Raw genomic sequence first — 25,180 nt, 5'->3', positions numbered from 1 at the left:
AAAGCCCTTGCATTGCACCGGAATAAGAGTAAAATTCCGGGGCTTTAATTTGGCACGAGACCCCAAGCTATTTACTTATACTTGGGGTTAATTATTTTATTAAGAAAGCAAAGAGGACGACATGGTAACCATTCGTTTGGCACGTCACGGTGCAAAGAAGCGCCCATTTTATCAAATCGTAGTTGCGGATAGCCGTAACGCTGCAACTGGCCGTTTCATCGAGAAAGTAGGTTTCTTTAACCCTACAGCTCAAGGTCAAGAAGAAGGTCTACGTCTAGACCTAGATCGTGTTAACCACTGGGTTGGTCAAGGCGCATCTCTATCTGATCGTGTAGCTAAGCTAGTTAAAGACGCTCAAAAAGCGGCTTAATTCTTTTTTAAAGAGAAATAGCTTATGTCGATGAAGGGTAAAGAAACTATGAGCGAGCAAAATAATAGAATTGTCATGGGTAAACTTGGGTCTACCTATGGTATTCGTGGCTGGCTCAAAGTGTTCTCCTACACAGACAATGCTGAAAGCATATTTGATTACAGCCCTTGGTATTTAAACCTAAAGGGTAAGTGGGTTGAGTACAAAGTTGAGAGCTGGAAACGTCATGGCCAAGGTTATGTATGTAAGCTAGCGGGATTAGATGTTCGTGAAGACGCGCAACTGATGACTAACTTTGAAATTGCTATTGACCCTGCTTCGTTACCTGAATTGTCAGAAGATGAATTCTACTGGCGCGAATTGTTCGGTATGCAAGTTTTTACCACTAAAGGTTACGACCTTGGTGAGGTCACTGACCTATTAGAAACTGGCTCGAACGATGTTCTAGTAATCAAAGCAAATCTTAAAGATGCTTTTGGCCAAAAGGAACGGTTAGTACCGTACCTTGAAGAGCAAGTGATCAAGAAAGTTGATCGCGAAGCTCGCCGGATCGAAGTTGACTGGGATCCTGGATTCTAACTCCAAATTACAGAGCGAGAGAACACATGTGGGTTGGCATTATTAGCCTGTTTCCTGAAATGTTCCGTTCTGTTACTGATTTTGGAGTAACAGGTCAAGCGGTTAAAAAAGGTCTTTTATCTATTGAGACATGGAATCCTCGCGATTTCACTCATGATAAACATCGCACTGTTGATGACAGACCTTACGGTGGTGGTCCTGGCATGTTAATGATGGTTCAGCCTTTGCGCGATGCTATCCAAACTGCCAAGCAAGCAGCACCGGGAAAGACGAAAGTAATCTATCTTTCACCTCAAGGTCGTAAACTCGACCAGAAAGGTGTTGAAGAGTTGGCAACAAACGAGAACTTGCTTCTTATTTGTGGTCGCTATGAAGGGGTAGATGAGCGCATTATTCAATCTGAAGTCGACGAAGAATGGTCGATTGGCGATTTTGTGATGACGGGTGGCGAACTGCCAGCCATGACGTTGATTGATTCAGTCTCTCGGTTTGTTCCGGGTGTACTTGGAGATTTCGCTTCAGCAGAAGAAGATTCTTTTGCAAATGGTTTGCTAGATTGTCCCCATTATACGCGCCCTGAGGTGCTAGACGATAAAGATGTGCCATCGGTACTCAAGTCTGGAAACCATAAGGACATTCGTCGCTGGCGATTAAAACAATCGTTGGGCCGAACTTGGCTAAGAAGACCAGAGCTCCTGGAAAACCTAGCTCTGACTGACGAACAGGAACAATTACTGGCTGAATTCATTAAAGAGCAACGCTCTTAACGAAAAGCAAGCAGTAACCTATTAAATTTAGTATCAGTTTATTCTAGGAATTTATACAAATGAGCAACATCATCAAGGCTCTTGAAGAAGAGCAACTAAAATCAGACCTTCCTAAATTCGCACCAGGTGACACTGTTGTAGTTCAGGTTAAGGTAAAAGAAGGTGACCGTGAGCGTCTACAGGCTTTCGAAGGCGTTGTAATCGCTATTCGTAACCGTGGTCTACACTCTGCATTCACAGTTCGTAAGATTTCGAACGGTGAAGGCGTAGAGCGTGCGTTCCAAACTCACTCTCCAATGGTTGATAGCATCGAAGTTAAACGCCGTGGTGCAGTACGTCGTGCCAAGTTGTACTACCTACGTGAGCGTTCTGGTAAGTCAGCTCGTATTAAAGAGAAGCTTACTAAGAAGTAATTCTTTTTGCATTCTATCGATAAAAGCGGAGCCATTTGGCTCCGCTTTTTTGTGTCTGCTATTTAGAGTTTCACAGGTAAGAGATCCCGAACTCACTCGTTCCTCGCTTTTGGGGATGACGGACTAAAACGAAACTCACATTTAACTGTCATTCCCTAGACTGACGAAGGAAGGAGTAAGGAATCTCTATTCGTACCATGCTATAGGCAATAAAAAAGGATTGACGTTAAACGCCAACCCTTCAAAATTTACCCGCTATTTGCTTAGTGCGGGTCTTCCGACCAACCATCGCTATCTGACATGTCTGGTGCGCCAGCAATGCTGTTCTCTTCGTCTGCCCATTCACCGAAATCAATCATCTGACATTGCTTACTGCAAAACGGGCGGTGTGGGCTTTGTTCGCCCCATTCAACGTCGGCATTACATTGAGGGCATTTAACGATGGTGATTTTTTTCGACATAGTGATTCTTAATTAGAGGGTATTGTAAGAAAGAGTTTAGGCTCGAGTGAAGGCTCAAGCCAAACTATAAAAGGAAATTAATTAGCTGCAGACAGCCAATTCAAATTCGATGTCTTGAGTACAGGCTTGTCCTGTTTCAAAGCTCATGAACTTAACGGCAAAACGGTTTTTATGCCCGGAGATCATCGGATAAGCACCGTATTGCATTGGAATAGAAAGGCGAAGGATATTCGCTTCATCAGCATCGCTCTGGAAGAAGCCAGCGCGAGCAATTTGCTCTTTAAAGTGACCAGTCTCTCTGGTGAGCTTTAACCATAGCGTTAGCGCTTCATACAGAGGCTGTAAGCTGTCCATCCAAGCTTTAGCATCTCGCATTCTCTTATCAAGAGGAAGGTGCAGCCAATAATGCAGTGCCGGTAAATCAAAGCAGCATGAGCCACCTGGAAGATTAAAGCGCTGGCGAATCGCACTCAGGAAGCGGTCTTCTTTAAGTGATTGGCCAAAACGTTCTGCCTGCATCAGATCACGATAGATGTTACCAATGTCATTAAGTAGTGATGTCAGCATCTCTTGATCGACACCTTCAACATCCAACCAGCTTTTGTAGGTTACACGTTGCTTCTCAATATCTTTTGCGAGTTCGCTCTTGAGTTGGATCTGTTCGAAGATTTCAATCAGATCAAAGATGGAACGGAAAAAGAGTTGATACTGTTGAGCATCGGAAAATGTAGAAGACAAGTGTAGCTGCCTCAAGAGCGATTCAACTCTTAAGTAGATTCTTGTTTTCTCATTTAGAGGATGTTCAAATTTATGGGTGATCATCGAGCAAACCTTCATTCAACATTGTTCTATTCTGACCCATCTACAGCACTGATTGCCAGATACTTTTGATGTAAATCTGTGATTTGAGGCAAAAGTTCTTGGTTTTTAGTATGGTTTTTAATCACGTCATCTGCAACTGCTAAGCGTTGTTCTCTTGAAGCCTGTGATTTTAAAATTGATGCAACTTGTTCTCTAGAAACATTATCACGACTCATCGTTCGCTCTATTTGAACTTCTACTGGCACATCAACAATTAATACGCGATTGGCCATGCCTTGCATTTGGTTTTCCACCAATAGCGGCGCAACTAATAAACCATACGGGGATGTGATTTTAGACAGGTCACTGTCAATTTTGTCACGGATCATGGGATGAAGAAGATCATTGAGCCACTGCTTCTCTTTAGGATCTGAGAAGATCAGCTCACGCAGTCGACTTCGGTTGAGTGTTCCATCGTCAAGCAAGATAGACTCACCAAAGTGTTCTGTAATCTGTTTTAAGCCGACACTGCCCAGCGCAACCACTTCACGCGCCACGATATCAGCATCAACAATATCTATATTAAAATGTTCATTGAACAGGTTAGCGACCGTGGTTTTGCCACTGGCGATACCACCGCTTAATCCGATAATGATTGCCATGGTTAAATTCCTAGTACAGAAGTGAAATACCAACCCATGATGTCGTTACCCCACATCAAGCTTACCCAACCCGCAATCGCAAGGTAGGGCCCAAATGGAAAGGCTTTATCTATGCCTTGCTGTTTCAAGCGAAGTTGAATCAAACCAAACACAAGGCCAACAAGCGAAGATAAAAGGATGATCATCGGTAGGTGCTGCCAACCAAGCCATGCGCCAAGCGCAGCCAGGAGTTTGAAGTCACCGTAACCCATGCCTTCTTTGCCTGTCAGTAGTTTGAACAACCAATAAACAGACCATAAAGCGAGGTAACCAGCCATTGCGCCAACCACGGAATCTTGCAGCGATACTGGGCCGATATTAAACAGTGCTAATGCGATACCGGACCATACCAAAGGCAAGGTGATTTGATCAGGCAACAACATGGTATCGAGATCGATAAAGGTCGCGGTAATCAGTGCGAAGGTGAAAAGAATCAAAGCAATGGCGTAGTAACTGAAACCAAAGTGGCTAGCAACCATTGTGCAAAGTATTGCTGTAAGCAGTTCGACCAAAGGGTAGCGAGCGCTGATTGGATTCGCACAGCTGTGGCACTTACCCTTTAAGAGCAACCAGCTTAACACTGGGATATTGTCGACGATTCTTAATTGGGTTTTGCATTTCGGGCAGGTTGAACGAGGAATGCTGAGATTGAACTTTCCCTCTGGCGCTGGAATTTTATATTGAGAGAAATATTCCGAGCACTCTTGTTGCCACTCTCGCTCCATCATAATCGGTAAGCGGTGTATGACTACATTGAGGAAGCTGCCGATAAGAAGGCTAAAAATGAAAGCTAATACGGGGAATAGCCAAGGATAGTAGTGAAATACTTCCATAGTGTCCTTTACCACTTGATCTATATGAGCAGAAGTTTGCTACTCATGGGTGTTAAGTTGCTTTTGGCTATCCTAACACACTCATAAGATTAAAGATCGGTAAGTACATCGCAACCACAAGCCCGCCAACAACCGTTCCCAAAAATACGATGATCAATGGTTCTAAAATTTTGCCTAAATTGTCGACGGTGTTGTCTACTTCAAACTCGTAAATGGAAGCGACTTTATTGAGCATATCATCAAGGTTGCCCGACTCTTCACCAATCATCACCATCTGCAACACCATTTCAGGGAAGGCATTGGTATTGCGCATCGCGATATACATCGGCATGCCTGCTGCGGTTTCTCGGTGAACCTCAATGATTGCTGATTCATAATGTAGGTTGCCTGCGGTTTTGGCTGTGGTTTTTAGGCTCATTAAAATAGGAATACCGGAACTAAAGCTTGTTGATAAGGTTCGGCTGAATTTGGCTATTGAGGCTTTCGCTAATACGCCACCGAGAACAGGGAAGCGCAATCCTAGCCGACTGACAGACAGTCTGATCGAGTGGGAACGTTGACACAGTTGGTAAATAATCAGGACAACAAGCCCAATGCCCACAGCGGTATAAAAACTGTAAGCCTGCATCCAATGTGACAGATAGAGTACCTGCTGAGTGAACCAAGGCAGGTCGGCGCCAAAGCCTGAAAACATCGACTCAAACTCTGGAATCACCATGGTCAGCATTAAATAAGAAACGGTCAGTGCAACGGTGACCACCATCGCGGGGTAGATGAGTGCTTTGACGACTTTGGACTTTAACTGCTCGCTCTTTTCTCTATAGGTCGCCAAACGTTCGAACACTTGTGCTAGGTTACCGGAGAGTTCGCCTGTCGCGACCAAGTCGGTATAGAGGTCATCAAAGTGGCGGCTTGCGGTTCGCATCGCTTTTGAGATTGGCGTTCCGGCTTCTACACCTTTGCAGATATGCGATAGAATCGATTTCATTTCTGCTTTGCGGTGATTGTCTGACACTAGCTTGATGGCTTGCACGATCGGCACACCAGTTGCCAACATGGTAGCCAGTTGTCGAGTCAAAATAGTGATATCTTTGGCTTTGACTCGATGAGTTAAACGAGTGATTGCTGAGATACTTTTCTTTTTGATTTTCTTAATCTGAATATGCTGCTCTTTGAGCTTTTCTCGTACTTCTAATTCGGCGAGTGCCAAGGTTTGCCCTGACACCTTTTTGCCTGAGCTATTGATGCCTTTCCAGTGGTAGTTTTTTAATTGTGACTGAAGTTTGGTCGTCATGAGCGCTCCGATGAATTATAGATACAGAACACGTTGCAGTTCTTGATAACTGGTCGTGCCTTCAAGCAACTTATCGATACCGGACTCTTGCAGTGTTCTCATGCCTTCTCTACGCGCGATGTCTTCAATCTCTAACGCGTTAGGTTTATTGATCAGGCTATTTTTTAGTTTGTCGGTGAACGGCATCACTTCGTAGATGCCCACTCGACCGGAGTAACCCTGATTACACTCATTGCACCCTTTAGGGTTGGCTTTGTAGAGTGTTTGATTGTTAGGAATAGAGTGACGCAGAAATATGTCCGGCGATTTGTCAGCTGCTTTACAGTGGTTGCAGAGTCGCCTTGCCAGTCGCTGCGCGATAATTAAGCTTAATGACGAAGCGAGGTTAAAGGGCTCAATCCCCATGTGGGCGAGTCGGGTGACGGTTTCTGCTGCTGAGTTGGTGTGTAATGTTGAAAGTACTAAATGTCCGGTTTGCGACGCTTTGATCGCGATCTCTGCAGTTTCCAAGTCTCGGATCTCTCCAACCATTACAACATCGGGGTCTTGTCGTAAAAATGATCGTAGCGCTTCCGCAAACCCAAAGCCGATCTTAGGTGTCACTTGTACCTGATTGATACCACATAGGTTAATTTCCACCGGATCTTCGGCTGTTGAGATGTTGCGTTCAGTAGTGTTGAGCACTCGAAGGCCAGTATAAAGGGAGACGGTTTTTCCGCTGCCAGTTGGACCTGTCATTAAGATCATCCCTTGTGGGCGCTTCAGGGCATTGAGGTAGAGTGCTTTTTGATCTTCGGTGTAACCTAACTTATCGATATCTAGATTGGCCGCGCTGCTATCAAGCAGTCGAAGAACGATCTTTTCACCCCACAAGGTCGGCAGCGTTGATACCCGCATATCAATCGCCAAGTCGTCATTTAGACGCAGTTTAATACGACCGTCTTGAGGCAAGCGGCGTTCAGCGATATCAAGCTTGGCGAGGATCTTTAAGCGAGCTGATAGACGACGACTTAGGTGAGAGGCGGGTTGCTGTATTTCAACAAGGATACCATCACAACGCAGTCGCACTCGGTAGTGCTCTTCGTAAGGTTCGAAGTGGATATCTGATGCGCCTTTGCGTACCGCATCAACCAGTATCTGATTGATAAAGCGGCTGACAGGGGAATCGTCTTGGCTGAGATCTTCTATCGATGCTATCTCGTCGTCAGACACTTCAACAAGATTGGCGAGTTCATCTTGAGTGATCTCTTTGCGTTTAGAGTCTTGCCCTGAAATAGAGCGGCCATACAGCTTGCGTATCGCACCTTCTAATTCAGAGTAGTTGGCGACAACCAGTTCAATCTGTAATCCCGTCGCAAATCGAAAGTCATCTTCCGCTTGTAAATCGGTCGGGTCGGCAGAGGCGAGTGTGAGAGTCGAGCTAGATACTGAAATCGGGATAGCACGATATTTGGTAATCAGTTCACGAAGCCCTAATTGGTCACATAGTGTCTCATAGTCCATATTGGCAAGTTGTACTAACGGTAAGCCGAAGATGGTTTTAATGTTGTTTGCTAAGGAGTTGCCTGTGAAGAAATCTAGAACGATCAAAGCTTCAGGTGTCGAAATACCTGAAGCTTGTACATGTTCCGCAACAGCTTGTTCTTGAGTCAGGCTAAGTAAGTCAGCCTGACGGAGAACGGTTGGGAGGTTGGTTAGCATTATGTGTTTGGACAGTAATCAGTCGAGCCTAAGTCACAAGCAACGATCCAAGTCACGCCATGTGTAGTTAACTTAGGTGTTATTGTTAAGGTTCCAGATTTTTTAAGACCAGCTTTCCCTTTTGTTGCGTCAACTGTTGCTGTAATTGTTCCGGTAATTGTTGCTGCTGCAGAGCTTGTTGCTGCTGCTGTCACTGTAACAGTAGAGGCGACAGCAAATTTATCATTCGCGGATTTATCGAATGTTTGAGAGGCTGGAACTCCATTGCCGCCTGAAGAACATGCTGTGTTACCACTTAATAAACAAACACTTACGCCTGTTTTTATTGCGGATGAAGCATTTAGCATTTCAGATGCATGTGTTTTGTTTGTATAGTTTTGATAAGCAGGTACAGCAAATGCGGATAAGATCCCAATAATCGCCACCACAATCATCAATTCAATCAGCGTAAAGCCTTTCTGGTTCGTTCTTTTGTTCTTGTTATTCATTGTTCTATTCCATTGTTTAGTTTGTTTCAGCGCAAGCACTGGTTGATGGAAAGAATAGAAGTTGAGATGGGGTAGTGGAATGGTGTTCAGGTGCGGTCGCGAGCGGTTTGGTATTTATTGGTGTAGTGTTTCATATAGCAGGCAAAATTATGCGATCAGCTTAAATAACTGCTTGAAATATTGATAATTCAGGCAATAAAAAAGGCACCGTTATTAACAGTGCCTTTACAGAAATTATTTATTATTCAGTCAATTACGCTTTGAATCTCATTGATAGATCCATTGCTTTTAGGTGCTTAGTCAGCGCACCTACCGAGATGTAATCAACACCCGTCTCAGCGAACTCTGCGATAGTGTCGAGAGTGACGTTACCTGAGTTTTCTAATGCAGCGCGGCCCGCATTGATTTTAACCGCTTCACGCATCATGTCTGTGGTGAAGTTGTCTAGCATGATGATGTCTGCGCCAGCACTGATCGCTTGCTCTAGCTCTGCTAGGCTCTCTGTTTCTACTTCTACTGGTTTACCTGGGTTTAGCTCTTTTGCAGTAGAGATAGCTTTCTCAATGCCACCACAAGCGATGATGTGGTTTTCTTTGATTAGGTAAGCATCGAAAACGCCAATACGGTGGTTGAAACCGCCACCACAAGCGACAGCGTATTTTAGTGCGCTGCGAAGGCCAGGAATTGTTTTGCGAGTGTCTAACAGGCGGCATTCTGTGTGCTTAACTTTGTCTGCGTAGATCGCTGTTGTTGTCGCACAGCCAGATAGCGTTTGAATGAAGTTCATGGCATTACGCTCACCGGTTAATAGCGCACGTGCTGGGCCAGTTAGGGTGCAAAGTGTTTGGTTTGGTTCAACCTTGTCGCCATCTTCTACATTCCACTCGATAGTCACTTCACCGCCCAGTTGCTTAAACACTTCATCAGCCCAAGCTTTACCGCAGAACACGCCGTGCTCACGGGTAATAATGGTTGCGCTGTTGATTGCGTCTGCAGGGATTAGACTTGCCGTAATATCAGCCGCTGGATCTAACGTTCCACCTAGATCTTCTTTGATGGTCTCAGCGACTGCGCGAGTGATCTCTAGCGGCAGTTGCTCTTTTAAGTAATCAAGGCGTTGGTGGCTGTTATGTGTGTTTTTCATCGCAAATCTAATCTTGAAAAGGAGTGGGAATGGAATGATACTCTTGCTTAACTTCAAATTAAAGAGGCTAGCGCGACTGCTCTATGGGCAAAGTCACATCTTATTGTGCTAGCAGAAAAGAAAGCGAGACTAAGATGACGATGAGCTCCAACGGATGGTACGACAATGCTCGGCATGTTCCTTCTCCGTATTTTGATGCTCGACCGAGTGCCGACGATATCTCTCTGCTGGTGGTTCACAACATTAGCTTGCCTCCGGGTCAATTTGGTGGGCCTTACATAGAACTGTTTTTTACGGGCAAACTCGACCCGAAGGAACACCCGTTTTTTAAGGTGATTCACCAAATGGGCGTGTCGGCGCACTGTTTGATTCGTCGCGATGGGGAAGTGGTGCAGTTCGTTTCTTTCTTAGACCGAGCTTGGCATGCGGGTCAATCGAGCTTCGCTGGCCGTGAAAGGTGTAATGACTACTCTATTGGCATTGAACTGGAAGGCAGTGACTTTGTTGCTTATACCGAGCAGCAATACCAATCTTTGGCTCAATTAACGGAGACATTGGTGTCGAACTTCCCGCAGATTACGCGTCAGCGTATCACTGGCCATCAATACATCGCCCCGCTACGAAAGACTGACCCCGGTTTGGTTTTTGATTGGAAGAAATATCAAGGCCAACTGAGTTTCTAAATCCGAATTCACAACAAGACTCTGCTCATTGAAGGGCTCTAGATAATCAACGATGAGCATAATTGTTTGTGAATTTTTGTTGTGCTTTTGTAAAGGAAGTGGTCGGACGGGGAGCATCAATAAATCGAGAGTGTGACGAGCTTATCAAACACTCATTTATTAAAACTTATGAACAGAATTTCCACCCTAAATGTGCGCTTGGTTCGATTTTTAAACGAGTGACACTAATCTTTCTGAAACAATTCATTTTTATCCTGAAACTTTCTAGCACGAACACTCCCCAAAAGTATTACCCCTGTAAATGGTAAGACCAATTTGGTTGCTGTTTTAAATTTCATTTGTTAAATCATGGTTAATTCACGCTGTATTCTATGATGCAGGTCAATTTTAGGCTGGACAGTGGCGTTTTAATTATGTTAATTTCTGCCCAACTTAAAATTGGTATTACCAATTGTCAGCGAAGAAAAAGAAGAACAACAAACTATGGCTTATCAAAGGATTCGTCAGCCAAAACTCTCCGATGTTATCGAACAAGAGTTAGAAAGGTTGATAGTGGAAGGAACACTGGCTCCAGGGCAGCAGCTGCCGCCTGAGCGCGAACTGGCGAAACAGTTCGATGTGTCTCGTCCTTCAATCCGAGAAGCGATACAACGTTTAGAAGCAAAACGCTTGCTTACTCGCCGTCAAGGTGGAGGTACGTTTGTTAGCGAAAATATCTGGAAAAGCTTTTCAGATCCTTTGCTTAATTTGTTGTCGTCCCATTCTGAAACCCAACTAGACTTGTTGGAATCGCGTCATGCGATGGAAGGGATTTCGGCTTACTTCGCGGCATTGCGTGGAACTGATGAAGACTTTGCTCGAATTCAAGCATGCCAAGAAAAAATTCGCGGTGCGCAAGATAAGGTTGATATTGAAGCCGAATCTGCAGCGGTGATGGCTTTTCTTATTGCTTTAACAGAGGCAGCGCACAATGTGGTGTTATTGCACATTGTTCGTAGCTTGGCTCCGTTACTCGAACAAAACGTCTTAGAAAATTTAAAGCTGTTGCATCGTCGTAAAGACGTTGTGGAGAAAGTGAGTATACATCGAGCTAACATTGTGGATGCGATCGTTTCAGGACAGCCAGAACAGGCACGTGAAATGTCACACTCTCATTTAGCTTACATCGAAGAAACATTGATGGATTTGACCAAAGAAGAGTCGCGCCGCGAACGTTCTTTACGTCGAATTCAACAGGGTAAATAGCCGTAATACTTCGGCTATTTACGTGTTTAGTAGAATCCAACTAACAAAAAGGATAGATCGCCATGTCTGACATGAAGCATGACGTTGATGCTCTGGAAACTCAAGATTGGTTAGAAGCTCTTGAGTCAGTAGTACGTGAAGAAGGTGTAGAACGTGCACAGTTTTTACTAGAACAAGTTCTAGATAAAGCGCGTTTAGATGGTGTTGATATGGCTACAGGCATCAACACAAACTACATCAACACAATTCCAGCAGCACAAGAGCCAGCTTACCCTGGTGACGTAACTCTTGAGCGTCGTATTCGTTCGATTATTCGCTGGAACGCAATCATGATCGTATTGCGTGCTTCTAAGAAAGACCTAGACCTTGGTGGTCACATGGCTTCTTACCAGTCAGCAGCAGCGTTCTACGAAGTATGTTTCAACCACTTCTTCCGTGCTCCAAACGAGACAGACGGTGGCGATCTAGTTTACTACCAAGGTCACATCTCTCCAGGTATCTACTCTCGTGCATTCGTTGAAGGTCGTCTAACTGAAGAACAGCTAGATAACTTCCGTCAAGAAGTTGATGGTAAAGGTATCCCTTCTTACCCGCACCCGAAACTGATGCCTGAGTTCTGGCAGTTCCCGACAGTATCTATGGGTCTTGGTCCTATCTCTGCTATCTACCAAGCGCGCTTCCTTAAGTACCTTGACGGCCGTGGCCTGAAAGAAACTTCAGCGCAACGCGTATACGCGTTCCTAGGTGACGGTGAGATGGATGAGCCAGAATCACGTGGTGCTATTTCTTTCGCTGCGCGTGAGAAACTAGACAACCTATGTTTCCTAATCAACTGTAACCTACAGCGTCTAGACGGCCCTGTAATGGGTAACGGTAGCATCATCCAAGAACTTGAAGGCCTATTCAAAGGCGCAGGTTGGAACGTTGTTAAAGTTATCTGGGGTAGCAACTGGGATTCTCTACTAGCTAAAGACACTACTGGTAAGCTTCTTCAACTAATGAACGAAACTATCGATGGTGACTACCAAACATTCAAATCTAAAGATGGCGCATACGTACGTGAGCACTTCTTTGGTAAGTACCCAGAAACAGCTGCACTAGTTGCAGACATGACTGATGACGAAATCTTCGCTCTTAAGCGTGGTGGTCACGATTCTTCTAAACTGTTTGCTGCATTCAACAATGCAAAAGAGACAAACGGTAAGCCAACTGTAATCCTAGCTAAGACTGTTAAAGGTTACGGCATGGGTGATGCAGCTGAAGGTAAGAACATTGCACACGGTGTTAAGAAAATGGACATGACTCATGTTCAACACCTACGTGATCGCCTAGGCCTAGAAGACATCCTTTCAGATGAGAAGATCGCTGAACTTCCTTACCTGAAATTGGAAGAAGGTACGCCTGAGTACGAATACATGCACGCTCGTCGTAACGCTCTACACGGTTACACACCTGCACGTCTTCCTAAGTTTACTCAAGAGTTCAAGGTTCCTGAGCTAGACGCATTCGCACCTCTACTAGGTGAACAGAAGCGTGATATCTCTACAACTATGGCTTATGTACGTACGCTAAACATCCTTCTTAAAGATAAGAACATTGGTAAGAACATCGTTCCTATCATCTGTGATGAAGCTCGTACATTCGGTATGGAAGGTCTATTCCGTCAGGTTGGTATCTACAACCCACACGGTCAAGAATACACACCTGAAGATAAAGGCATCGTTTCTTACTACAAAGAAGCAACGTCTGGTCAAGTTCTTCAAGAAGGTATCAACGAACTAGGTTCTATGGCTTCATGGGTTGCTGCTGCAACTTCATACAGCACAAACGATCTACCGATGATCCCGTTCTACATCTACTACTCAATGTTCGGTTTCCAACGTATTGGTGACATGGCATGGCTAGCAGGCGACCAACAAGCTCGTGGCTTCCTACTAGGTGCTACTGCAGGTCGTACAACACTGAACGGTGAAGGTCTACAGCACGAAGATGGTCACTCGCACATCCAAGCGAACACTATCCCTAACTGTATCTCTTACGACCCAACGTTCGCTTACGAGCTAGCGGTAATCATGCAAGACGGTATCCGTCGCATGTACGGTCCTGAGCAAGAGAACGTTTACTACTACCTAACAGTAATGAACGAGAACTACGCAATGCCAGCAATGCCAGAAGGCGCTGAAGAAGGCATCCGTAAAGGTATCTACAAGCTTGAATCTCACGCTGGTGCTAAGGGCAAAGTTCAACTAATGAGCTCTGGTACTATCATGAACGAAGCGCGTAAAGCGGCTGAAATTCTAAGCGAAGAGTACGGCGTAGCATCTGACGTATTCTCAGTAACGTCGTTCAACGAACTAACTCGTGACGGCCAAGCGGTAGAGCGTGACAACATGCTTCACCCAGAAGCTGAAGAGAAAGTACCGTACATCACGACTGTTCTTGGTAAAGAACCTGCAATCGCAGTGACTGACTACATGAAGAACTACGCTGAGCAAGTACGTGCGTACATGCCAACTGAGTCTTACAAAGTACTTGGTACAGATGGTTTCGGTCGTTCTGACAGCCGTGCAAACCTACGTCGTCACTTCGAAGTGAACGCTGGCTACATCGTAGTTGCAGCTCTAACTGAACTGGCTAAACGTGGTGACATCGAGAAATCTGTAGTTGTTGAAGCAATTGCTAAATTCGATATCGACACTGAAAAAACTAACCCGCAATACGCATAAGACTGGCATTAAGGTAGGTAAATACAATGACAATCGAAATTAATGTACCAGACATCGGTGCTGACGAGGTTGAAGTAACTGAGATTCTTGTAAACGTTGGCGACAAGGTTGAAGAAGAGCAGTCACTGATCACTGTTGAAGGCGACAAAGCTTCAATGGAAGTTCCAGCGTCTCAAGCGGGTATCGTTAAAGAAATCAAAGTAGCAGAAGGCGATTCTGTTTCTACTGGTTCTCTTATCATGATCTTTGAAGAGGCAGGCTCTCCTGCGGAAGGTGCTGCAGCAGCACCGGCTGCTCCAGCAGTTGAAGCGGCGGCACCAGTTGCAGCTGCTCCTGCAGCGGCAGCTGAGCTTAAAGAAGTTCACGTTCCTGACATCGGCGGTGATGAAGTTGAAGTAACTGAAATCATGGTTGCTATCGGTGACGCAGTAGAAGAAGAGCAATCTCTTCTTACTGTTGAGGGTGACAAGGCTTCAATGGAAGTACCTGCACCATTCGCTGGTATCGTTAAAGAAATCAAGATCGCTTCTGGTGATTCAGTATCTACTGGTTCTCTAGTGATGGTATTTGAAGTGGCAGGTTCTGGCGCTCCAGTTGCAGCAGCTCCTGCTCCAGCGGCGGCACCAGTTGCAGCGGCTCCAGCAGCATCCGGAGCGCCGGCCGCAGCCGAAAAAGAAGTAAACGTTCCTGATATCGGTGGTGACGAAGTAGAAGTTACTGAAATCATGGTAGCAGTTGGCGATACAGTAGAAGAAGAGCAATCTCTAATTACTGTTGAAGGCGACAAAGCTTCAATGGAAGTTCCTGCACCATTCGCTGGTACAGTAAAAGAAATCAAGATTGCAGCTGGCGACACAGTGTCAACTGGCTCTCTAATCATGACTTTCGTTGTGGAAGGCGCAGCTCCAGTAGCAGTAGCGGCTTCCGCTCCAGCACAAGCAGCAGCTCCAGCGGCGGCACCTGCTCCTAAAGCAGAAGCACCTGCAGCGGCTCCAGCAGCAGCTGGCGACTTCCAAGAGAACGGTGACTACGCGCACGCTTCTCCAGTAGTTCGTCGTCTAGCTCGTGAATTCGGCGTTAACCTTTCTAAGGTTAAAGGTACTGGTCGTAAGAGCCGTATCCTTAAAGAAGACGTTCAGTCTTACGTTAAAGATGCACTTAAGCGCCTTGAGTCTGGTGCAGCTGCATCTGGCAAAGGCGGCGACGGTTCTGCACTTGGTCTACTACCATGGCCAAAAGTTGACTTCAGCAAGTTCGGCGAAACTGAAGTTCAGAAGCTTTCTAAGATTAAGAAGATCTCTGGCGCTAACCTGCACCGTAACTGGGTAATGATCCCTCACGTTACACAGTGGGACAATGCAGACATCACTGAGCTAGAAGCATTCCGTAAAGAACAGAACGCAATCGAAGCGAAGAAAGACACTGGCATGAAGATCACTCCACTTGTGTTCATCATGAAAGCTGTTGCTAAAGCGCTAGAAGCATTCCCAGCGTTTAACTCTTCTCTTTCTGAAGATGGCGAAAGCATCATTCTTAAGAAGTACGTAAACGTGGGTATCGCTGTTGATACACCAAACGGTCTAGTTGTTCCTGTCTTCAAAGACGTGAACAAGAAAGGCATTTACGAGCTATCTGAAGAGCTAATGGCTGTTTCTAAGAAAGCACGTTCTGGTAAGCTAACAGCGGCAGACATGCAAGGCGGTTGTTTCACAATCTCTAGCCTTGGTGGTATTGGCGGTACTGCATTTACTCCAATCGTAAATGCTCCAGAAGTAGGTATCCTAGGTGTATCTAAGTCTGAAATTAAGCCAGTTTGGAATGGTAAAGAGTTCCAACCACGTCTACAGCTTCCACTGTCTCTATCATACGACCACCGTGTGATCGATGGTGCTGAAGGTGCACGCTTCATTACTTTCCTAAACAGCGCACTATCTGACATTCGTCGTCTAGTACTGTAATTGAGAAAGTAATTATTAAGGTGACTTTCGGGTCACCTTAATTCTTTATATAAAGACTATTTTTAGAGAACAGTTTCCTGCATTTCTCATAATCTGATGGGGAATTGTTGTCTAGCTCACAGGCTAACTTAAAGCTACTTTCACACTGTTAACATCTCTGTAAAATGTTTCCTGTTTGAAAGCCCAATAATTTTAAGAACATCTACTCAGCCTGTTAGGGATAATGACTACAAGAGGTCACAATGAGCAAAGAAATTAAAGCCCAAGTTGTTGTACTTGGTTCAGGTCCTGCTGGTTACTCAGCGGCATTCCGTTGTGCGGATTTAGGTCTAGAAACAGTACTAGTTGAACGTTACAGCACTCTTGGTGGTGTATGTCTAAACGTTGGTTGTATTCCATCAAAAGCACTTCTTCACGTTTCTAAAGTAATCGAAGAAGCTAAAGCGATGGCAGAGCACGGCGTTGTATTCGGCGAGCCACAAACGGACATCAACAAGATCCGTATCTGGAAAGAAAAAGTAGTTGATCAACTAACTGGCGGTCTTGGCGGTATGGCTAAGATGCGTAACGTTACTGTTGTTAACGGTTTCGGTAAGTTCACTGGTCCTAACAGCATTCTTGTTGAAGGCGAAGGCGAAGCAACAACTGTTAACTTCGACAACGCAATCATTGCTGCGGGTTCTCGCCCAATCAAACTTCCTTTCATCCCACATGAAGACCCACGTATTTGGGATTCTACGGATGCACTAGAACTAAACGAAGTACCTGAAAAACTGCTTATCATGGGCGGCGGTATCATCGGTCTTGAGATGGGTACGGTTTACCACTCTCTAGGTTCTAAAGTTGAAGTTGTAGAGATGTTCGATCAAGTTATCCCTGCTGCGGATAAAGACATCGTTAAAGTTTTCACTAAGCGCATTAAGAACAAGTTCAAGCTAATGCTTGAAACTAAAGTGACTGCTGTTGAAGCAAAAGAAGACGGTATCTACGTTTCAATGGAAGGCAAAAAAGCACCAGCTGAAGCTGAACGCTACGATGCTGTTCTTGTTGCTATCGGTCGTGTTCCAAACGGTGCACTTATCGACGCTGAAAAAGCGGGTATCGAAGTTGATGAGCGTGGTTTCATCAATGTTGATAAGCAAATGCGTACTAACGTTCCTCACATCCACGCGATCGGTGATGTTGTTGGTCAACCAATGCTTGCTCACAAAGGTGTGCATGAAGGTCACGTAGCTGCTGAAGTTATCTCTGGTAAGAAGCACTACTTCGACCCTAAAGTAATCCCATCAATTGCGTACACTGAGCCAGAAGTTGCTTGGGTAGGTAAGACTGAGAAAGAAGCGAAAGCTGAAGGCATCAATTACGAAGTTGCTACTTTCCCTTGGGCTGCTTCTGGTCGTGCAATCGCTTCTGACTGTGCAGACGGCGTGACTAAGATGATCTTCGATAAAGATACTCATCGCGTAATCGGTGGTGCTGTTGTTGGTACTAACGGTGGTGAACTTCTTGGCGAAATCGGCCTAGCAATCGAAATGGGTTGTGATGCAGAAGATATCGCTCTTACTATCCACGCTCACCCAACTCTACACGAGTCTGTTGGTCTAGCTGCGGAAGTATTCGAAGGTTCAATCACTGACCTTCCAAACAAAAAAGCAGTGAAAAAGAAGAAGTAATTCTTTCTTAGTCACTCGCTAATGTTTTTAAAAGCCGCTGATTTGTCAGCGGCTTTTTTATGTCTGAAGTAAGGCGCAGGAACGTTTCACTCCGAGATGCGAGTACGCTGCGCTCCGGGATACGAAGAGCGAGTGCTAAAAACAAAAAAGGATTGACGCAATACGCCAATCCCTAAGTTTTTTTCGAAGACCGAATTTCAAATCTATTTATAAATGCACAGCATGTTCAAATAGCTATCCGTTAAGCTTGAAAGCTCTTCTGGCGTTTCTACACGTTTCGCTTGGATGAATAGCGAGTAGCAAATGCCGTGGAATAGATTCGCTAGATGTTTAGGGTCGTGATCGTCACAGACTTCGCCGCGTTCAATCGCTTTGCTAAACATGTTTTGTACTAACATTTGGTTAGTGCGGTTCGTTGTTACGAATAGCGGCCATATTTCATCACGAGTCGAAGCGCTCCATTCGAACCATACATTTAACCAATGGCTATCTTGAGCCACTAACGTCACCATTTCAGTCGCAATATTATGTAGGTTTTGTTTTGCGTGAATATCCAGATCGATATTGTCTGAAAGGAAGTTAGAGAATTGGCGTACAACGTGATTTAGTACTTCATCAACCAGATCTTCACGGGTTGGGAAGTAGTTAAATACCGTTGCGACAGACACCTGAGCGATGTCTGCAATATCAGCGTGTCCACCACGACCGATGCCGCGGCGAGAGAATACCTCAAGAGCGATTTCCATCAATTGAAGTTTTCTTTTTAAAGGTGAAAGCCTAGTTCTAGGTCTCTTAGATATTGAGTCCATTTTATTTTCCTTGCCAACGAAATTTTTATATTAATGATTTTATTATTATTTAAGCCAAGATGAGTGTAATGGTGCATATGCGAATGGTCAATCCTTTCAGCTTGTTTTATAGACAGTTACATCAAACTTGATACATAAAGCGTGATCCACATTGATGTGAAAGGAGACGAGTATTGGATAAGGCACCAGCGCACATTTCGTGGAGAATCTGACAGTAAATTCGAACCATAAGGTGGTGTGGGTATTTGAGCAGTGCTAGACTTACGCACAAAATTGAGCGACACAACTGACGAAACTGTCAACATTCGTCGCAATCACCAAATAGAATGAGAGCAGTATGAAGCATACAGTTGAAGTCATGATCTCTGAGCAAGAAGTTCAGGATCGAGTGAACGAACTAGGCAAACAGATCACGGAACACTACAACGGTAGTGAAGATCTAGTTTTAGTTGGCTTATTGCGTGGATCTTTTGTCTTTATGGCAGATCTTGCTCGTGCTATCGATTTAACTCACCAAGTTGATTTCATGACCGCGTCTAGCTACGGCAACGGCATGGAAAGCTCACGTGATGTTCGTATTTTGAAAGATCTTGATGATGATATCCAAGGTAAAGACGTTCTACTTGTAGAGGATATTATCGATACAGGTAACACGCTGACTAAAGTAAAAGAGATTCTGAGCCTACGTGGTCCTAAGTCTATCGAAATTTGTACGCTATTAGACAAGCCTTCTCGCCGTGAAGTGACTGTCGATACAAAATGGATTGGTTTTGAGATCCCAGACGAGTTTGTTGTTGGTGTTGGTATCGACTACGCACAAAAATATCGTCACCTACCGTACATCGGTAAGGTAGTACCTCAAGAGTAATCATTACGCTTGTGGTTTAGAAGTCATTAAAAAGCCCGCTTGATGCGGGCTTTTTGTATATATGACGGAATGGGTTAGCTTTGTTGACTAAGAAGAGGCGTCGTTAAGATCTTGTTTAATGCATCTAAGTGACTGTTCTCTAAAGTATCGTTACTTGAGCAACGTACGCCAAGGTCCTGTAGCTTGCCATCGCCAATACCATAAACCACACCATGGATTTCAACGTCTTGGCCACGCTCCCACGCATTTTGCATAATGGTTGAGTTACCTAGGTTATAAACCTGTTCTGCGACGTTAATTTCGCATAACTTGTCACCCCATTGCTCACGAGGAAGCCCCTCGATTTGCTTGCGGTATTTTAGGTAATTGTCACGGATGTGCAGTAACCAGTTGTTGATAAGACCAAGTTTAGGGTTATCAATCGCCGCGTTAACACCGCCACAACCGTAGTGACCACAGACAATAATGTGTTTCACTTTAAGCACATCTACTGCGTACTGAACAACAGATAGACAGTTTAGGTCTGTATGAACCACTTGGTTGGCCACGTTTCGGTGAACAAACAGTTCTCCAGAATATAAGCCAGTCAGGCGCTCGGCTGGAACTCGGCTATCTGAACAACCTATCCATAGAAAACCAGGGCTTTGACCCTCTTCAAGCGTTGTAAAATACTCAGGTCTTTCAGAGCGAATTTCTTCAGACCATTTGGAATTGTTCTCAAAAAGCTGTTTTATTTCTGGCATCTTGCTTCTTACATCCCTCAATTAAGATGCTTAACTATACACAATGTTACAAATTCAATCTCGTAAAAACTGCGTCAAAATGTACTCATCTGACGTGTTCTAGTACGGAAAATCATAAACTTAGCCCACTATCAATAATCCGGTTATAAGACATGAATAATGTGATTGAATTAACACTTTCTGAACACTTGATACATTTGCTAAAGTGATAAGGTTTGTCATTTCATCATCAGGAAGGTGTGTTTTGTTTGGAAGTCGTTTTACGGATATCAATCTCAAAGGGGATATGTTTGGCGGTGTAACTACAGCCATCATCTCGTTACCTTTAGCATTGGCATTTGGTGTTGCTTCTGGCGCGGGAGCTGAAGCTGGCTTGTGGGGCGCCATTATGGTTGGCCTATTTGCAGCATTGTTTGGCGGTTCGAGTAGTTTGATTTCTGAACCTACCGGCCCGATGACGGTGATCATGACTGCCGTAATGACGAGTATGGTTGCTAAATATCCTGAAACGGGTATGGCAATGACCTTTACTGTCGTGATGATGGCCGGTGCATTCCAGATATTACTTGGTACGTTAAAGCTAGGAAAATACGTCACTTTGATGCCATATAGCGTGATCTCCGGATTCATGTCGGGCATTGGCGTTATTCTGATTATCTTGCAGCTGTCTCCATTGTTAGGGCATGCCGCTCCATCCGGTGGTGTAATGGGCACGCTCTCTGCTTTACCTGATACGCTAGCAAACTTAAAAGTGAGTGAGCTATTTCTAGGTGCTCTGACACTCGGTATTCTTTTTGGCTTCCCCGCTAAGTATCGTAAGTATGTGCCTGCTCAACTGGTCGCGTTAGTGGCTGTAACGCTCTTGTCCGTCATTATTTTTGATACCGACTCTATTCGCCGTATTGGTGAAATCCCAGCTGGTTTACCTTCCCTCGTTATCCCTACGATCAGCGCTGAACAGTTTACTACTATGGTTATCGATGCCTTGGTGCTTGGTACATTAGGTTGTATTGATACGCTTTTGACCGCGGTTATCGGAGATTCATTGACTCGTAAAGAGCATGACTCAGACAAAGAGCTTCGTGGCCAAGGCATTGCCAATATGATCTCTGGTCTGTTTGGTGCACTACCTGGCGCGGGTGCCACTATGGGGACTGTAACCAATATTCAGGTGGGAGCGCGTTCTCCGCTTTCAGGTGTTATTCGAGCTTTAGTACTTGCGCTCGTGGTATTGGTTGCAGGTGGTTTAACAGAACCGATTCCTATGGCAGTGCTGGCTGGTATCGCGATGTATGTTGGTTTCAATATCCTAGATTGGAGCTTTATCCAGCGCGCGCACAAGGTTAGCTATGCCGGCATGGGCGTGATGTACGGCGTGATGCTATTGACTGTGTTTGTTGACTTGATTATTGCCGTTGGACTGGGTGTGTTTATCTCGAATATTCTGATTATTGAAAGATTAAGCCGAGAGCAAGCCAGACAAGTTAAGGCGATCAGTGATGGTGATGATGAAGACGATATCCCATTGACTGATAGCGAACGTCAGTTACTCGATAGTGCCAATGGTAAGGTGCTATTCTTCTACCTATCAGGGCCGATGATATTCAGCGTTTCAAAGGCGATTTCACGTCAGCACTCAAGTATCTCTGACTATGAAGCGATGATTCTAGACCTGACAGATGTACCTATGATTGATGTCACTGTTGGCCTAGCGCTAGAGAATGCGATTAAAGATGCATTGGATGCGCAGTGTGAGGTGTATCTGCTGTGTCCTAATGAGAATACTCGTCAACAACTAGAGAAGTTCCACGTGATTGACCTAGTACCTGAATCCAACACTTATCGATTCAGATATGAAGCCCTGACGGCAGCAACAAGCTATGTCGACAGAGATGAGCATCAATTTGAGTCAGTTTAATTTTTCAGTAATAAGCTGATATGAATGACCTGATATGAATAAGCTATAGACGCTCACGTCAAGACTGATCATTAATGCCGTTAAGTGAATCACTTAGCGGCATTTTTATATTTATTGAACGTTGATTTAGTCTTCACGTAGCCAAGACGCTTATTTGTTTTCGAAAGAAACTCTCACACGATATTTGTATTAATCGTCAATCAACGATAAACTTGTTTGCAAAATGGCCGAGTTAACAAGTTTGGGTTAGTTTTCTGCTAGCTCGTTTTAAGCATTACTCTCTTCCTCAAGCTCGGTCGTCTACATCTTATCTATAGCAAATGGCAGTCTATCTCTATGTATGCATTAGAAATTGAGCAATTAAGAAAAACTTATGCTGGGGGCTTCGAGGCTCTTAAGGGCGTTAGTTTACAAGTAGAAAAAGGCGACTTTTACGCACTACTTGGTCCCAATGGTGCGGGTAAATCAACCACCATTGGTGTTATCTCTTCACTGGTAAATAAAACGTCAGGCAAGGTTAAAGTGTTCGGCTACGACATTGATACCGATCTGGAATTGGCGAAGCAGAACTTAGGCCTTGTGCCTCAAGAGTTTAACTTTAACCCGTTTGAAACCGTTGAACAGATCGTGCTGCAACAAGCGGGTTATTACGGCGTGCCAAAAGCATTAGCGAAAGAGCGAGCGAAAAAGTACCTATCTCAACTCGATCTGTGGGAAAAGCGTGGCGAACGCGCGCGTAACTTGTCTGGTGGTATGAAGCGTCGTTTGATGATCGCGCGTGCATTGATGCATGAACCTCATTTGTTGATCCTTGATGAACCGACAGCAGGCGTTGATATTGAACTACGTCGTTCAATGTGGGAATTCCTAAAAGAGATCAATGAGAAGCAGGGCATTACCATTATCTTGACCACGCACTACCTAGAAGAAGCAGAAATGCTGTGTCGCAACATTGGTATCATCAATCGCGGTGAGCTGATTGAGAACACAACAATGAAAGCGCTGTTGGGCAAATTGAGTGCTGAGACCTTTATTCTGGATCTGGAAGAGGGCACGACTGAACCTAAGCTTGAAGGCGTGAATAGCCAAGTGATGGTCAATGGCTCGCTAGAAATCGAAATCGACAAGAACCTAGGTTTGAATACCATCTTTGCTCAATTGAGCGAGCAACAGGTTAAAGTCCTCTCTATGCGTAACAAAGCAAACCGTCTAGAAGAGCTATTTGTGAGTATCGTCCGTGAGGGGAGTAAATAATATGTACAGCCTATATTGGACCGCTTTCTGCAGTTTGTTGACCAAAGAGATCAATCGCTTTACTCGTATATGGGTGCAGACTCTGGTGCCGCCAGCGATTACCATGACGCTTTACTTCATCATCTTCGGTAACCTGATTGGTGCGCGTATTGGTGAAATGAACGGCTTTAGCTACATGGAATACATTGTTCCCGGTCTGATCATGATGTCGGTGATCACCAACTCATATTCCAACGTTGCTTCATCGTTCTTTAGTGCCAAGTTCCAGAAGAACATTGAAGAGCTGCTTGTAGCGCCTGTTCCTAACTACGTGATTATCGCCGGCTTCGTAATGGGTGGTGTGGTTCGTGGATTGTTAGTGGGTACCATAGTAACCTTCGTGTCGTTGTTCTTTGTCGACTTACAAGTTGACCATTGGGGCGTGATCATTGCGACGGTATTTTTAACGTCGGTAGTATTCGCTTTGGGTGGCTTGATTAACGCGGTATTCGCACGCACGTTTGATGATATCTCTATTATCCCAACCTTTATCTTAACGCCGCTGACGTACCTTGGTGGTGTGTTCTACTCGATCAGTCTATTGCCTGAATTCTGGCAAGGTGTATCGAAGTTGAACCCTATCGTGTACATGGTTAACGCGTTCAGATATGGCTTCTTGGGTGTGTCTGATGTGGGGATCGTGACGTCGTTTGGCGTACTAGGTGTGTTTATCGTGCTGTTGTATGGCATTGCACACTACCTAGTGACAAAGGGTATTGGCTTACGTAGCTAACCTTTGGTTCATCTAAGTAACAGGTAAAGAAAAAGGTCGATATAACATCGACCTTTTTTTTGTTTTGCGTTAAGAGCAGAAGCCGACTATTCAGTCGTTTCTTCTTTCACTTCTTCTTTGGTTTCCGTTACCAAATCGAGAACTTGGTTATCGATAAGACGCGTCTTACCTAGGAAAGCCGACATTAGAATCACTGCTTGAGTTGATTCTGAAGTGATCGCTTGCAGAGTTTTAGCATCACAAATGAAGATTTCGTCAGGTTGAAGATCTGCAGCGCGTAGCTGGTCAGTAGCATCTTCAATCACTGATGCGTAATCATCGCGACCACCACGAATAGCGCTGCTGATCCAGCGCATAGTACGCGCTAAAACGGGCGCTCGTTGGCGCTCGTCAATCGTTAGGTTGCTATTGCGAGAGCTCATTGCCAAACCATCCATTTCACGAACGGTCGCAACGCCGACAACTTCAATGTCTAATGCTAAATCAGTGGTCATCTGGCGAATAACAGCAAGTTGCTGAAAGTCTTTCTCGCCGAAGCATGCAAAGTCTGGCTGAACGATATTAAACAGTTTAGTGACAATGGTTGATACACCACGGAAGTGACCTGGACGAGAGGCACCTTCAAGCATGTGAGATATGCCAGGGACCTCAACAAACGTCTGCTTGTCTAATCCATCTGGGTACATCACCTCTGGCGTTGGTGTAAATACTAGCTCAACCCCTTCACCTGTTAGTTTGCTTAAATCTGCTTCTAACGTTCGAGGGTAGTTGTTTAGGTCGTCTGCACGGTCAAACTGCATTGGGTTTACAAAGATGCTTACCACAACGATGTCGGCCAGTTCACGAGCTTTCTTTACCAGAGTCAGGTGGCCTTCATGCAGGTTTCCCATTGTCGGTACAAAAGCAACCGTACGTCCATCACGCTTAAACTGTTTAATCTGCTCACGAAGAGCCGCTATTTCAGCAAAAGTTTGCATAC

At 44.8% G+C, this 25,180-nt stretch carries 24 protein-coding genes; 13 read left to right on the top strand and 11 right to left on the bottom strand.

Annotated features, from left to right (window positions below; translation table 11 throughout):
• The first annotated feature begins 121 nt into the window (after positions 1–121).
• From rpsP to rplS, 4 genes are read left to right on the top strand one after another with little or no spacing between them, the layout of a single operon-like run.
• Complete coding sequence (rpsP, locus tag AB6D93_RS05935) at positions 122–370, top strand: 30S ribosomal protein S16 (RefSeq protein WP_004410028.1); 249 nt, start codon at positions 122–124, stop codon at positions 368–370.
• 24 nt (positions 371–394) lie between these two features.
• A complete protein-coding gene (gene rimM / locus AB6D93_RS05930) occupies positions 395–949 on the top strand; it encodes a ribosome maturation factor RimM (protein WP_017063236.1) in 555 nt (184 codons plus the stop codon).
• Positions 950–975: 26 nt separating this feature from the next.
• Complete coding sequence (gene trmD, locus AB6D93_RS05925; RefSeq protein WP_004735512.1) at positions 976–1,716, top strand: tRNA (guanosine(37)-N1)-methyltransferase TrmD; 741 nt, start codon at positions 976–978, stop codon at positions 1,714–1,716.
• Positions 1,717–1,775: 59 nt separating this feature from the next.
• The gene (gene rplS, locus AB6D93_RS05920) at positions 1,776–2,129 is read left to right on the top strand and encodes a 50S ribosomal protein L19 (protein ID WP_004735514.1); all 354 of its coding nucleotides are present in this window, start codon (positions 1,776–1,778) and stop codon (positions 2,127–2,129) included.
• Between the two features lie 263 nt (positions 2,130–2,392).
• Here rplS and yacG read toward each other — a convergent pair whose 3' ends face one another.
• From yacG to nadC, 8 genes are all read right to left on the bottom strand, one after another.
• Positions 2,393–2,590: a DNA gyrase inhibitor YacG gene (yacG, locus tag AB6D93_RS05915; protein ID WP_004735515.1), complete on the bottom strand. Its 198-nt coding sequence runs from the start codon at positions 2,588–2,590 to the stop codon at positions 2,393–2,395.
• 81 nt (positions 2,591–2,671) lie between these two features.
• Entirely contained in the window at positions 2,672–3,412 is a 741-nt protein-coding gene (gene zapD, locus AB6D93_RS05910; RefSeq protein ID WP_102331921.1) for a cell division protein ZapD, read from the bottom strand.
• Positions 3,413–3,438: 26 nt separating this feature from the next.
• A complete protein-coding gene (gene coaE / locus AB6D93_RS05905; RefSeq protein ID WP_102331922.1) occupies positions 3,439–4,053 on the bottom strand; it encodes a dephospho-CoA kinase in 615 nt (204 codons plus the stop codon).
• A 2-nt stretch (positions 4,054–4,055) separates the two neighbouring features.
• A complete protein-coding gene (locus tag AB6D93_RS05900) occupies positions 4,056–4,925 on the bottom strand; it encodes an A24 family peptidase (RefSeq protein WP_017065897.1) in 870 nt (289 codons plus the stop codon).
• 67 nt (positions 4,926–4,992) lie between these two features.
• Complete coding sequence (locus AB6D93_RS05895) at positions 4,993–6,219, bottom strand: type II secretion system F family protein (protein ID WP_102331923.1); 1,227 nt, start codon at positions 6,217–6,219, stop codon at positions 4,993–4,995.
• A 15-nt stretch (positions 6,220–6,234) separates the two neighbouring features.
• Positions 6,235–7,920, bottom strand: coding sequence for a type IV-A pilus assembly ATPase PilB (gene pilB, locus AB6D93_RS05890; protein WP_102331924.1), 1,686 nt, complete (start codon positions 7,918–7,920; stop codon positions 6,235–6,237).
• The gene (locus tag AB6D93_RS05885) at positions 7,920–8,408 is read right to left on the bottom strand and encodes a prepilin-type N-terminal cleavage/methylation domain-containing protein (protein ID WP_102331925.1); all 489 of its coding nucleotides are present in this window, start codon (positions 8,406–8,408) and stop codon (positions 7,920–7,922) included. Before AB6D93_RS05885 ends, pilB begins: the two co-directional genes overlap by 1 nt.
• Positions 8,409–8,661: 253 nt before the next feature.
• A complete protein-coding gene (nadC, locus tag AB6D93_RS05880; RefSeq protein ID WP_102331926.1) occupies positions 8,662–9,552 on the bottom strand; it encodes a carboxylating nicotinate-nucleotide diphosphorylase in 891 nt (296 codons plus the stop codon).
• 83 nt (positions 9,553–9,635) lie between these two features.
• On the opposite strand from nadC, the gene ampD reads away from it, so the two are divergent.
• From ampD to lpdA, 5 genes are all read left to right on the top strand, one after another.
• The gene (gene ampD, locus AB6D93_RS05875) at positions 9,636–10,235 is read left to right on the top strand and encodes a 1,6-anhydro-N-acetylmuramyl-L-alanine amidase AmpD (protein ID WP_102331927.1); all 600 of its coding nucleotides are present in this window, start codon (positions 9,636–9,638) and stop codon (positions 10,233–10,235) included.
• A 483-nt stretch (positions 10,236–10,718) separates the two neighbouring features.
• The gene (pdhR, locus tag AB6D93_RS05870; protein WP_065584924.1) at positions 10,719–11,480 is read left to right on the top strand and encodes a pyruvate dehydrogenase complex transcriptional repressor PdhR; all 762 of its coding nucleotides are present in this window, start codon (positions 10,719–10,721) and stop codon (positions 11,478–11,480) included.
• Between the two features lie 62 nt (positions 11,481–11,542).
• The gene (gene aceE, locus AB6D93_RS05865) at positions 11,543–14,206 is read left to right on the top strand and encodes a pyruvate dehydrogenase (acetyl-transferring), homodimeric type (RefSeq protein WP_017059442.1); all 2,664 of its coding nucleotides are present in this window, start codon (positions 11,543–11,545) and stop codon (positions 14,204–14,206) included.
• 26 nt (positions 14,207–14,232) lie between these two features.
• The gene (aceF, locus tag AB6D93_RS05860) at positions 14,233–16,164 is read left to right on the top strand and encodes a pyruvate dehydrogenase complex dihydrolipoyllysine-residue acetyltransferase (RefSeq protein ID WP_102331928.1); all 1,932 of its coding nucleotides are present in this window, start codon (positions 14,233–14,235) and stop codon (positions 16,162–16,164) included.
• Between the two features lie 242 nt (positions 16,165–16,406).
• A complete protein-coding gene (lpdA, locus tag AB6D93_RS05855; RefSeq protein ID WP_017059440.1) occupies positions 16,407–17,837 on the top strand; it encodes a dihydrolipoyl dehydrogenase in 1,431 nt (476 codons plus the stop codon).
• A 203-nt stretch (positions 17,838–18,040) separates the two neighbouring features.
• Here the strand turns inward: lpdA and AB6D93_RS05850 are convergent, their stop codons facing one another.
• Complete coding sequence (locus tag AB6D93_RS05850) at positions 18,041–18,646, bottom strand: LuxR/HapR/OpaR family quorum-sensing transcriptional regulator (RefSeq protein WP_032549310.1); 606 nt, start codon at positions 18,644–18,646, stop codon at positions 18,041–18,043.
• Between the two features lie 337 nt (positions 18,647–18,983).
• On the opposite strand from AB6D93_RS05850, the gene hpt reads away from it, so the two are divergent.
• Positions 18,984–19,514: a hypoxanthine phosphoribosyltransferase gene (hpt, locus tag AB6D93_RS05845; protein ID WP_017059438.1), complete on the top strand. Its 531-nt coding sequence runs from the start codon at positions 18,984–18,986 to the stop codon at positions 19,512–19,514.
• Positions 19,515–19,588: 74 nt separating this feature from the next.
• Here the strand turns inward: hpt and can are convergent, their stop codons facing one another.
• Positions 19,589–20,257, bottom strand: coding sequence for a carbonate dehydratase (can, locus tag AB6D93_RS05840; RefSeq protein WP_017063246.1), 669 nt, complete (start codon positions 20,255–20,257; stop codon positions 19,589–19,591).
• 286 nt (positions 20,258–20,543) lie between these two features.
• Between can and AB6D93_RS05835 the strand changes: the two genes are divergently transcribed.
• The 3 genes from AB6D93_RS05835 (at position 20,544) to AB6D93_RS05825 (ending at position 24,201) form a co-directional block, all read left to right on the top strand.
• Positions 20,544–22,175 (top strand): SulP family inorganic anion transporter, encoded by a 1,632-nt coding sequence (locus tag AB6D93_RS05835; RefSeq protein WP_017063247.1) that lies wholly within the window; start codon positions 20,544–20,546, stop codon positions 22,173–22,175.
• 336 nt (positions 22,176–22,511) lie between these two features.
• Entirely contained in the window at positions 22,512–23,429 is a 918-nt protein-coding gene (locus tag AB6D93_RS05830) for an ABC transporter ATP-binding protein (protein WP_017059435.1), read from the top strand.
• Position 23,430: 1 nt separating this feature from the next.
• Positions 23,431–24,201, top strand: a complete 771-nt coding sequence (locus AB6D93_RS05825) for an ABC transporter permease (protein WP_010435987.1) — start codon at positions 23,431–23,433, stop codon at positions 24,199–24,201.
• Positions 24,202–24,287: 86 nt separating this feature from the next.
• On the opposite strand, the gene panC is transcribed toward AB6D93_RS05825, so the two are convergent.
• Entirely contained in the window at positions 24,288–25,178 is an 891-nt protein-coding gene (panC, locus tag AB6D93_RS05820) for a pantoate--beta-alanine ligase (protein ID WP_017059434.1), read from the bottom strand.
• Between the last annotated feature and the right edge of the window lie 2 nt (positions 25,179–25,180).

The organism is Vibrio sp. 10N.247.310.23 (genome assembly GCF_041467155.1).
GTDB lineage: Bacteria > Pseudomonadota > Gammaproteobacteria > Enterobacterales > Vibrionaceae > Vibrio > Vibrio crassostreae_C.
Note: the sequence above shows the minus strand (reverse complement) of the source record. Positions and strands in the feature narration are given on the sequence as shown.

Excerpts from the sequence above, each read along its gene's own strand:
- rpsP (WP_004410028.1), top strand. The coding sequence starts at position 122 with ATGGTAACCATTCGTTTGGCACGTCACGGTGCAAAGAAGCGCCCATTT.
- rimM (WP_017063236.1), top strand. The coding sequence starts at position 395 with ATGTCGATGAAGGGTAAAGAAACTATGAGCGAGCAAAATAATAGAATT.
- trmD (WP_004735512.1), top strand. The coding sequence starts at position 976 with ATGTGGGTTGGCATTATTAGCCTGTTTCCTGAAATGTTCCGTTCTGTT.
- rplS (WP_004735514.1), top strand. The coding sequence starts at position 1,776 with ATGAGCAACATCATCAAGGCTCTTGAAGAAGAGCAACTAAAATCAGAC.
- yacG (WP_004735515.1), bottom strand. The coding sequence starts at position 2,590 with ATGTCGAAAAAAATCACCATCGTTAAATGCCCTCAATGTAATGCCGAC.
- zapD (WP_102331921.1), bottom strand. The coding sequence starts at position 3,412 with ATGATCACCCATAAATTTGAACATCCTCTAAATGAGAAAACAAGAATC.
- coaE (WP_102331922.1), bottom strand. The coding sequence starts at position 4,053 with ATGGCAATCATTATCGGATTAAGCGGTGGTATCGCCAGTGGCAAAACC.
- AB6D93_RS05900 (WP_017065897.1), bottom strand. The coding sequence starts at position 4,925 with ATGGAAGTATTTCACTACTATCCTTGGCTATTCCCCGTATTAGCTTTC.
- AB6D93_RS05895 (WP_102331923.1), bottom strand. The coding sequence starts at position 6,219 with ATGACGACCAAACTTCAGTCACAATTAAAAAACTACCACTGGAAAGGC.
- pilB (WP_102331924.1), bottom strand. The coding sequence starts at position 7,920 with ATGCTAACCAACCTCCCAACCGTTCTCCGTCAGGCTGACTTACTTAGC.
- AB6D93_RS05885 (WP_102331925.1), bottom strand. The coding sequence starts at position 8,408 with ATGAATAACAAGAACAAAAGAACGAACCAGAAAGGCTTTACGCTGATT.
- nadC (WP_102331926.1), bottom strand. The coding sequence starts at position 9,552 with ATGAAAAACACACATAACAGCCACCAACGCCTTGATTACTTAAAAGAG.
- ampD (WP_102331927.1), top strand. The coding sequence starts at position 9,636 with ATGGGCAAAGTCACATCTTATTGTGCTAGCAGAAAAGAAAGCGAGACT.
- pdhR (WP_065584924.1), top strand. The coding sequence starts at position 10,719 with ATGGCTTATCAAAGGATTCGTCAGCCAAAACTCTCCGATGTTATCGAA.
- aceE (WP_017059442.1), top strand. The coding sequence starts at position 11,543 with ATGTCTGACATGAAGCATGACGTTGATGCTCTGGAAACTCAAGATTGG.
- aceF (WP_102331928.1), top strand. The coding sequence starts at position 14,233 with ATGACAATCGAAATTAATGTACCAGACATCGGTGCTGACGAGGTTGAA.
- lpdA (WP_017059440.1), top strand. The coding sequence starts at position 16,407 with ATGAGCAAAGAAATTAAAGCCCAAGTTGTTGTACTTGGTTCAGGTCCT.
- AB6D93_RS05850 (WP_032549310.1), bottom strand. The coding sequence starts at position 18,646 with ATGGACTCAATATCTAAGAGACCTAGAACTAGGCTTTCACCTTTAAAA.
- hpt (WP_017059438.1), top strand. The coding sequence starts at position 18,984 with ATGAAGCATACAGTTGAAGTCATGATCTCTGAGCAAGAAGTTCAGGAT.
- can (WP_017063246.1), bottom strand. The coding sequence starts at position 20,257 with ATGCCAGAAATAAAACAGCTTTTTGAGAACAATTCCAAATGGTCTGAA.
- AB6D93_RS05835 (WP_017063247.1), top strand. The coding sequence starts at position 20,544 with ATGTTTGGCGGTGTAACTACAGCCATCATCTCGTTACCTTTAGCATTG.
- AB6D93_RS05830 (WP_017059435.1), top strand. The coding sequence starts at position 22,512 with ATGTATGCATTAGAAATTGAGCAATTAAGAAAAACTTATGCTGGGGGC.
- AB6D93_RS05825 (WP_010435987.1), top strand. The coding sequence starts at position 23,431 with ATGTACAGCCTATATTGGACCGCTTTCTGCAGTTTGTTGACCAAAGAG.
- panC (WP_017059434.1), bottom strand. The coding sequence starts at position 25,178 with ATGCAAACTTTTGCTGAAATAGCGGCTCTTCGTGAGCAGATTAAACAG.